Annotated in this window: 8 protein-coding genes; 4 read left to right on the forward strand and 4 right to left on the reverse strand. The window is 46.2% G+C overall.

Translation table 11 applies throughout. From position 1 onward, the window contains the following. Positions 1 to 20: 20 nt before the first annotated feature. Complete coding sequence (locus LU351_RS19060) at positions 21 to 482, reverse strand: MaoC family dehydratase (RefSeq protein ID WP_232595694.1); 462 nt, start codon at positions 480 to 482, stop codon at positions 21 to 23. Further along, a complete protein-coding gene (locus LU351_RS19065) occupies positions 482 to 2,287 on the reverse strand; it encodes an acyl-CoA dehydrogenase (RefSeq protein ID WP_232595695.1) in 1,806 nt (601 codons plus the stop codon). Before LU351_RS19065 ends, LU351_RS19060 begins: the two co-directional genes overlap by 1 nt. Positions 2,288 to 2,549: 262 nt before the next feature. On the opposite strand from LU351_RS19065, the gene LU351_RS19070 reads away from it, so the two are divergent. Then, the gene (locus tag LU351_RS19070; protein WP_232595696.1) at positions 2,550 to 3,422 is read left to right on the forward strand and encodes a helix-turn-helix domain-containing protein; all 873 of its coding nucleotides are present in this window, start codon (positions 2,550 to 2,552) and stop codon (positions 3,420 to 3,422) included. On the opposite strand, the gene LU351_RS19075 is transcribed toward LU351_RS19070, so the two are convergent. Next, a complete protein-coding gene (locus LU351_RS19075; protein WP_232595697.1) occupies positions 3,419 to 4,264 on the reverse strand; it encodes a CheR family methyltransferase in 846 nt (281 codons plus the stop codon). The genes LU351_RS19070 and LU351_RS19075 overlap by 4 nt on opposite strands. Before the next feature lie 209 nt (positions 4,265 to 4,473). After that, positions 4,474 to 5,430 carry a chemotaxis protein CheV gene (locus LU351_RS19080; RefSeq protein WP_232595698.1) on the reverse strand — a complete coding sequence of 319 codons (957 nt, stop codon included), beginning with the start codon at positions 5,428 to 5,430 and terminating at the stop codon, positions 4,474 to 4,476. Between the two features lie 355 nt (positions 5,431 to 5,785). On the opposite strand from LU351_RS19080, the gene flgA reads away from it, so the two are divergent. From flgA to LU351_RS19095, 3 genes are all read left to right on the forward strand, one after another. Continuing rightward, positions 5,786 to 6,541: a flagellar basal body P-ring formation chaperone FlgA gene (flgA, locus tag LU351_RS19085; RefSeq protein ID WP_232595699.1), complete on the forward strand. Its 756-nt coding sequence runs from the start codon at positions 5,786 to 5,788 to the stop codon at positions 6,539 to 6,541. A gap of 300 nt (positions 6,542 to 6,841) precedes the next feature. Further along, positions 6,842 to 7,156, forward strand: a complete 315-nt coding sequence (gene flgM / locus LU351_RS19090) for a flagellar biosynthesis anti-sigma factor FlgM (protein WP_232595700.1) — start codon at positions 6,842 to 6,844, stop codon at positions 7,154 to 7,156. A 265-nt stretch (positions 7,157 to 7,421) separates the two neighbouring features. After that, positions 7,422 to 7,937 carry a flagella synthesis protein FlgN gene (locus LU351_RS19095; RefSeq protein ID WP_232595701.1) on the forward strand — a complete coding sequence of 172 codons (516 nt, stop codon included), beginning with the start codon at positions 7,422 to 7,424 and terminating at the stop codon, positions 7,935 to 7,937. Positions 7,938 to 8,092 lie beyond the last annotated feature (155 nt).

An 8,092-nucleotide genomic window follows, 5' to 3' on the forward strand; every position in this document is an offset into this window, starting at 1 on the left:
TTGTTTTTAAACTGTTGTATTTAAACATTCGTCACCTGCATACCCAGCCACTCGGCTTTTAATGCAGGTTTATCACAGCCTTCGATTTCAATTTCCACTTCTGTCGTCATTAAAAACTGACCAGGATTTTTTTCAACCACATTTTTTAATCGTGCATGAGCACGAATTCGACTATTCACCTTTACCGGCGCAATAAAACGGACTTTCTCAAAGCCGTAGTTCACCCCCATAGTGGTCTCTTCCAACATTAAATTAAAACTTTCTGCAAAATGCGACAACATGGATAAGCTTAAAAAACCGTGCGCAATGGTCGAACCAAAGGGGGTCTCTTTGGCCTTGTCAGGGTCTGTATGAATAAACTGATGATCTAAAGTACATTCTGCAAATTGATCAATTTGAGATTGCGTTACCGTAAACCACTCTGATGACTCCAACGACCGGCCAATGTGATCAAATAAAACGTCTCGACTGACTTTTTTCATTAAAACCACGCTTCCTGCATATCAAAATGGGTAGTATCTAAATCGCTGATAATCGTCGCCCAATGGTGCGTTAGCGGCAACTCGTGACGGAAGAAAAAGGCCATCGCTTGAAGCTTACCTTTATAAAAATCTTCATCGCTTTTGTGAGGCGACGATGATAAGGCCGCATCGGCCACCACACCTTGTTTTAACCAAATCCACGCCACCACCACATGGCCAAATAAATTGAGATAACTCACAGAGTTACAAAAAGCAGCATCGACCGTCATCGATTGGGTGGCCGCCAAAACGGTTTCCGTAGTGGTTTTCAACGTAGTAATGGACGTGGATAAATCGTCGGCAAAACCGGCTAACGCCTCAGACTGCTTCGCAATGGCAATGGTTTCTTCCATCGCGCTAAGGCAAGCTTGATACCCCGCAAATTGATTCATCGGCACCTTACGACCCAACAAGTCCAAAGATTGAATGCCCGTCGTGCCTTCATGAATGGGGTTAAGCCGGTTATCTCGATAAAACATTTCAACCGGGTGCTCGTTAATATAACCATGGCCACCCAATACTTGAATCGCCAAATCATTGGCTTTCGGCCCATACTCGGATGGCCAAGATTTAATGATGGGGGTTAGGAAATCCAGCAGAGTATGCGCCGCTTTACGCTCTGCTTCCGTCTCTGCGGTTTTTTCATCATCGGATAGCTGGGCTCCCAACAAGCACAACGCATAGGCACCTTCTGCGTAGGCCTTTTGAGCCAACAGCATACGGCGTACATCACCGTGCTGAATAATGCTTACTGGGGGGCTGGAAGGGTCTTTTTCCGCCAGTAAACGGCCTTGCGGGCGCTCTTTGGCGTAATCAAGGGAATATTGGTAACCCGTCAAAGCCGTCACCGCCCCCATGGTGCCGACCAAAATGCGAGCTTCGTTCATCATGTGGAACATGTAACTCAAGCCTTTATTTTCTTCCCCTACCAAATAGCCAATAGCGCCGTCACGCTCGCCAAAGCTCAAGGCCGTAGAGGTATGCCCTCGCCCCCCCATTTTGTGGAACAAGCCCGCCAGCGCCACATCGTTCTTTTCACCAAGGGAACCATCATCATTGACGAGAAACTTCGGCACGATAAAAAGAGAAATGCCTTTCACGCCCTGAGGCGCACCTTTCACACGTGCAAGCACCAAGTGCACGATATTGTCATTGAGCTCATGATCACCACCAGAGATAAAAATTTTACTGCCGCTAATGCGATAATGCCCGTTCTCATCTTTAACCGCCGAGGTGGTTAAATCCGCCAGCCCAGAGCCTGCGCCAGGCTCCGTCATGGCCATGGTGCCGGCAAAACGGCCATCGCGCATGGGCACCACCCATTTTTCAATTTGCTCAGCGGTACCGTGGGCCGAAATCAAGTTCGCGTTGGCGTTAGTCAAACTGGTGTACCCAAGGGTAGTGCTTCCGGCTGCGGATAAATACGCACTGACGGCATTGGCCACAACTTCCGGTAACTGCATACCGCCAAGTCCATAATCTGCCGTGCAAGAAGCCAAACCAGACTCAATAACCGCATCCACGGCGGTTTTGATTTCTGGAATCATATGCACCGCCTTACCATCAAAGGTGGGTTGTTCACTGTCTACTTTTTGACGGATGGGCAGAAAAAATTTCTCCGCTACCGTTCGCGCGGTTTGCAATGCCGCATTGAACGTTTCACGATTATGATCACAGTAACGCGCTCGCTGAGTCATGGCCTCAGCATCAAACAATTCATAAAGTAAAAATTCTAGATCACGTTCACTCAGCAGTGGGGCCACCATGGCGTTCTCCTTTGAAGTCACCGTGTGTTAACGTATCGTATGTAAAAACTGGTATGTAAAAACACCGTATTTAAGAACATGGATACGCCTATTTGCACTAGGGTGTTTGGGTTTTGTCTATGTCGATTTTTGTTCTTTTTGGATTTTTTGTTCTTTTTGGATTATGAGTATGTCATCTACTATTACCGCTCATCGTCAAATCGGCCATTACTTCAGACGTAAAGTCTTACACAATCCTAAAAATACACACTGATTGCCTCCTATGCCTACCCCAAAAGACGCCCCCATAGAACGCCCCGTTTTTGGCAAATTACTGAAATTTTGGCGTGGAGTTCATCGCCTCAGCCAAGAGGAGTTGGCACTGGAACTGGACGCATCCACACGCCATATCAGCTTTTTGGAAAACGGCAAAGCCAGCCCCAGTAAAGCGATGGTGGAAGCCATTGCCGACGTAATGTCAATGGGTCAGCGTGATCGCAGCCATTTAATGATCGCGGCTGGTTTCACTCCTGACACACAGGCTGTGGATTTTTACGCACCCGATTACAAGTGGCTCCGCAAAGCTATGTCACTCTCACTCAACGCCCAAGACCCTAACCCCAGTGCATTGATGGATTCGTGTGGAAATTTGTTAATGGTTAACCGAGGCTGGGTGGCATTTTTTCAAGATATGCTGGGGGAGACGGACTTATTAGCAGTGAAGAATTATTACGACTTAATTTTTCGCTATTTATTTGGTCAACACGATATGACCGGATGGGAAAATGCCCCTTCTCTCATTTTAATGAGCCTTCAACAGGAAGCCATTTTTAATGGCGATGTTCAACTGCAAAAAGCCATTGAACGTTTTGCCCTCTACCCCTGTGTCCCTAAAAATTGGCAACAAATTGCCTCGAAGGTAGAGCCGATGACGAGTTTTCGAATCCCCATTGAAATTAACGGTCAATTGGAATCCTTTTTCACCGTGACTCACAATATTGGCTCACTGGGGCCGGCGGCATTTTTATCCGAGCCTCGCCTAGTCATGATTACCCTGTACCCAGAACACAAGACATCACACAACCGCATATCGAAACCCACAACGCCGATAGAACACCCTTTACTGACGGAGCCACCTCAGTCAGCTAGTGGCTAAATCGCTCGGTAAGCAATACCGGGCTTGCATTGCACCATTTCAAACAGACCTGTCGTGCCTGCCAACCCTTCGGATGCGCCAAGAAATAAAATACCACCGGGTTGCAAGGCGCCGTGCAAACGCTGCAAAATATCGCGCTTGAGATCTGGGGTAAAATAAATCAAGACGTTTCGACAAAAAATAATATGAAATTTGCCTAACGAACCGTAGCTTTCCATCAAGTTGAGCGAACGAAACTGCACACGTCGCCGAATAGTGTCAATCAACTGCCATTCACCGCCGTCCACCTCTTTAAAATATTGTTTCAATCGTTCTGGGCTTAAGCCACGTACAATTTCCAGCCGATCGTACCGACCCTGCTTGCAACGCTCCAACATCGAGGGAGATAAATCCGTCGCGACAATCTCAACGTTCTTCCTTACCCCCATGGATTTCAAACGCTCATATTCATCCAAAGCCATACTTAAAGAATACGGCTCTTGCCCAGACGAACAGGCCGCCGACCAAATACGCAATGAGCCCGTTGTGGTGCGACTCAATTCTGGCAGCAACGTATTGGTTAAATATTGAAAAGGGTAACTGTCACGAAACCAAAAGGTTTCGTTGGTGGTCATTGCATCAACAATGGCATCACGTAACGAATGATTGGAGCGGCTACGCATCATATCCACCATTGATCTCACCGAAGTGAGATTATTGTCTTGCATGATGCGACGAATACGCGTTGTGACTAAATATTGTTTGTTATCGGCCAATGAAATACCACTGACCTCTTCGAGAAAATCACGAAAATATTTAAAGTCGCTGGCGGCATCAGAGCCACGAGATGAGTCAAACACCATTTTGGATCTTATACCCGCAGCAATACGTCAGTTTTTAAACCGAAGGTTTCTTTGAACATTCTGGTATCGTGTAAAAATAGAGAAAATCGTAAAACATACACCATCGCTCTCAGGCGAGAGATGGGTAAATTGAGTGTGAATCATAACGTAATCGTACATACAACGGTAACACTTCCATGTGTTTTGGAAGGGAAATTAATGATTCCCACCTACTCTCCTTGATCCTCCAACATACTTTCACCCGTCATACGAATCACTTGTTCATTCACACGGCGAGCAAGGTCGTCTGGGTTAAACTTCGCCAAAAAGTCGTTGGCTCCCACTTTTTTCACCATGGCTTCATTGAACACACCACTCAACGACGTATGAAGAATAATGTATAATCCTTTCAACTCTGGCGTATTCCTGACTTCGGCGGTAAAGGTATAGCCATCCATTTCTGGCATCTCAATATCTGAAATGATTAAAATCAACTCATCCGAGACATTTTTCCCTTGTTTCACCAACCCCTGAAGGTATTCCAATGCCTCGCGGCCATCTTTCATTAAGGTAGTGGCAATGCCCATTTGCTCAATAACACGAGAAACCTGTTTTCTTGCAATGGCTGAGTCATCCGCAATAAGAATATGCTTTTTCACCACCCGCTCGGCAATGCCATCTTCAATCACACCGGCACTGACCTCTTCAGAAAGCGGATTGATTTCAGCCAAGATCTTTTCAACATCAATGATCTCAACCAATTTACCTTCAATCTCGGTGACCGCTGTCAGGTAATTCTCTTTACCGGCACCCTTGGGAGGCGGATGGATATCTTCCCAGTTCATATTCACGATACGCTCAACCGCTCCGACTAAAAACCCTTGGGTAGATCGATTGTATTCGGTAATGATTACAAAACACTCAGAAATATTATCCAACGGTGCCCGGCCAATGGCCTGATTCAAATCCATGATGGAAATCGTACCACCACGAATGTGCGCCACCCCTCTCACCACTGGGTTGCGGTTTGGAATTTCATTGAGGGGAGGACACTGCAACACCTCTTTTACTTTAAAGACATTGATGCCGTAAAGCTGCTGCCCCTTTAATCGAAACAGCAGCAGCTCAAGGCGATTCTGCCCCACCAACTGTGTTCGCTGATTTACGCTGTCTAAAACGCCAGCCATAGACTCCTCTCGCTTAATATGAGTACGTGTCTCGGCAAAACAGATCCTCAAATGCTAGGCACAAAGATTGCTTTGACCGTCTCAGTGACAGTAATTCGGCGATTATTTGCAAAGCTTTAGGATGATTTTCTACAGAAATCCATGACTATTGCCGAACAAGCGCCTACTGGCATCATTCACTGTTGAGCATAGGACAAAAACCGCGATGCGTCTTATTTTGCACAAAGTTACTCCTGTCATTATCGGAGTTTTCTTACAGACAAAAACCCGACATTCCAGTGAAAAGAGTATCACCTCTCAGTCACTGCCCGTATCAATACTCATGCTATTACTCTTTTTATTGTTCATGAGCGCAATGAGTGTATTTTTGACACCTCACTCTTCGCACGCTGCTGACTATTCAGTTACTGACCATTCAGTTACTGACTATTCAAATGAGAAATTAAATAAAAGCAGCACAAGAAAAGAGACACTCTATGAAAATTTAAACGATCTAACCGCTCTGGTGGCCGATACAGTGCAAGATCACTTCGAACAGCTGCAGCAATACGATGACATTGACATCAAGGTCAACCCACCAGATCCTCGCTTAAAACTGGTCCGGTGTGAGCAACCGATATCTGTCAAAATATTGTCAACCAGAGCCACCAGCAGAATCACCTCACAAGTACGATGTGAAAGCCAAACACCTTGGAGTGTGTACATCACCTCCTCCGTTGCGCTTTTTCACAACGTGGTTGTCGCAACCTCTCCTCTTGCCAAAGGCAATGCCTTGCGACAAGAAGACTTGGAATTACAAAAACGAGACGTCTCAAGGCTGGGAAAAGGATTTCTGCTCAATACAGACAGCGCCATTGGTATGGAGTTACGAAGACCACTGCGCCTTGGAGAGCCACTGAGAGAAACTCTTCTCATCCCGCCTCAAGTAATCGATCGCGGAGACACTGTTGCCATTACTGCAATATCGCAGCAAGTCAGCGTCGTTGCTAATGGCACAGCCCTCTCCAACGGTCGCACTGGAGATAAAATTCGCGTTCGTAATGAGAACAGTGATCGTGTCGTTCGCGCTGAAGTTACTGGGCCTGGTGAAGTGACCATTCAGATCAAGTGACAGCTCAGATAAGTTGACAGCTCAGATAAAGTGGCAAGTCAGGTGAAACAACGATCTACCTAAGAACAATCAACTAAGATCTAAGGCAGAATAAATATGAAGAATCAGCTACACTTTTTGCATAACAGTAAAGAAGACATCAATCTGTGTGACTAGCCTCACATTTTTTAACCTTGTACTAAAGTTTGTTCGTCAACTGCCGATAGCTTGAGTACTGATATTAAAATTGCTGGTATGAAACCCCAGCAGACGACTTAATACCGCCGAGAAACGTATCGGCACAAACGAGTGGAAAAGACTATGGTTATTGATGGCTTGAACAACACCAGCTCAGCCAACAGCGCCAATAACAACCGCGCCAGAACGGCCGAGCAAAACAGCGACAACAATCGCACCTCAGCGGAATCACCAGCCGCTCGCTCTACTGAAGGACAAGTGTCAATCAGCGCAGCCGCTACGAGACTCGCAGAATTAGAGCAAAACATTGCTGCCAGCGATGAAGTGGATAATGATCGCGTTGCCGCACTTCGAGGTGCAATTGAAAGCGGCAGTTTTCAAATCAACGCTGAGCGCATTGCAGAGCGGTTTTTGGAACAGGATGACCTGTTTGCCTAACAACGCCCACTAACCCAAGGCCTGTTATTTCTTTCGCCTCGACTATCTTAACTTATAAACCCTAAATAAAGCGGCAAAGTCATCATGACTCTGCCGCCATTTCGCAGAAGCACGTCCTTTCATTATCTTTTTAACTTCACCACTTTCCTAACTTCACTCACTCTTTCTGGCTTTGGCATCAATTCTGCTTAAGACCCGGTATTGGTCTTACACTGGTTGCCAATGCTTGGATTTCGCCATTATTTCAACCCTCTGGAGGTATTTCGTGGCATCACACCCCACAAAAACGGACAATCTTTGCCGCTCAGACCACACTCTGATCACCCTCTTGAACGACGAGCTCAATACCTTGTCGCACCTCAACGAGATCATTGAGCAAGAAAATAGTTTACTGAAAAAGAATACTGCTTGTGTGAATAACGAGTACCCAGCCCTTATCGCACAAAAACAACAACTCCTCACTGCCCTCACCGAACATGAGACGCAAAGGGAGAAATGGCTGAAACACAACGAAGACAAAAAATACGCATCACGTAAACAATCGTGGGAAAATACCCTTGCGAAATACAGCGATGCTTTACCGCTATGGAAAAAAATCAAGACGCAGGCCAAAACATGCCAAACCAACACGCTCGTGTGTGCCAGAATGGCCAGCCACAGAAAACATCGTGCCGTGCGCATCACACAAATGCTCTTCGGCGCACAAAATAACGACCAAACATACAATGCTTTAGGGCAAACCCTGTCCAGCCGAGGAGGACAAACTCTCATCAATGTATAGCCGTAGGCACATTCTTAACATCAAACACCAGGGCTCCCTAGTAATAATCACCCAGAAAGAAGAATCTTTGAACGATATTCGTCGTCCGCTGCGGCGGCCACTATGCGCTGTTTGATTCGCCTTTTACTGTCATCATTCGTTTTGAGTAAATTCAG

This window comes from Marinibactrum halimedae, from assembly GCF_021234875.1.
GTDB lineage: Bacteria > Pseudomonadota > Gammaproteobacteria > Pseudomonadales > Cellvibrionaceae > Marinibactrum > Marinibactrum halimedae.

Excerpts from the sequence above, each read along its gene's own strand:
- LU351_RS19060 (WP_232595694.1), bottom strand. The coding sequence starts at position 482 with ATGAAAAAAGTCAGTCGAGACGTTTTATTTGATCACATTGGCCGGTCG.
- LU351_RS19065 (WP_232595695.1), bottom strand. The coding sequence starts at position 2,287 with ATGGTGGCCCCACTGCTGAGTGAACGTGATCTAGAATTTTTACTTTAT.
- LU351_RS19070 (WP_232595696.1), top strand. The coding sequence starts at position 2,550 with ATGCCTACCCCAAAAGACGCCCCCATAGAACGCCCCGTTTTTGGCAAA.
- LU351_RS19075 (WP_232595697.1), bottom strand. The coding sequence starts at position 4,264 with ATGGTGTTTGACTCATCTCGTGGCTCTGATGCCGCCAGCGACTTTAAA.
- LU351_RS19080 (WP_232595698.1), bottom strand. The coding sequence starts at position 5,430 with ATGGCTGGCGTTTTAGACAGCGTAAATCAGCGAACACAGTTGGTGGGG.
- flgA (WP_232595699.1), top strand. The coding sequence starts at position 5,786 with ATGAGTGTATTTTTGACACCTCACTCTTCGCACGCTGCTGACTATTCA.
- flgM (WP_232595700.1), top strand. The coding sequence starts at position 6,842 with ATGGTTATTGATGGCTTGAACAACACCAGCTCAGCCAACAGCGCCAAT.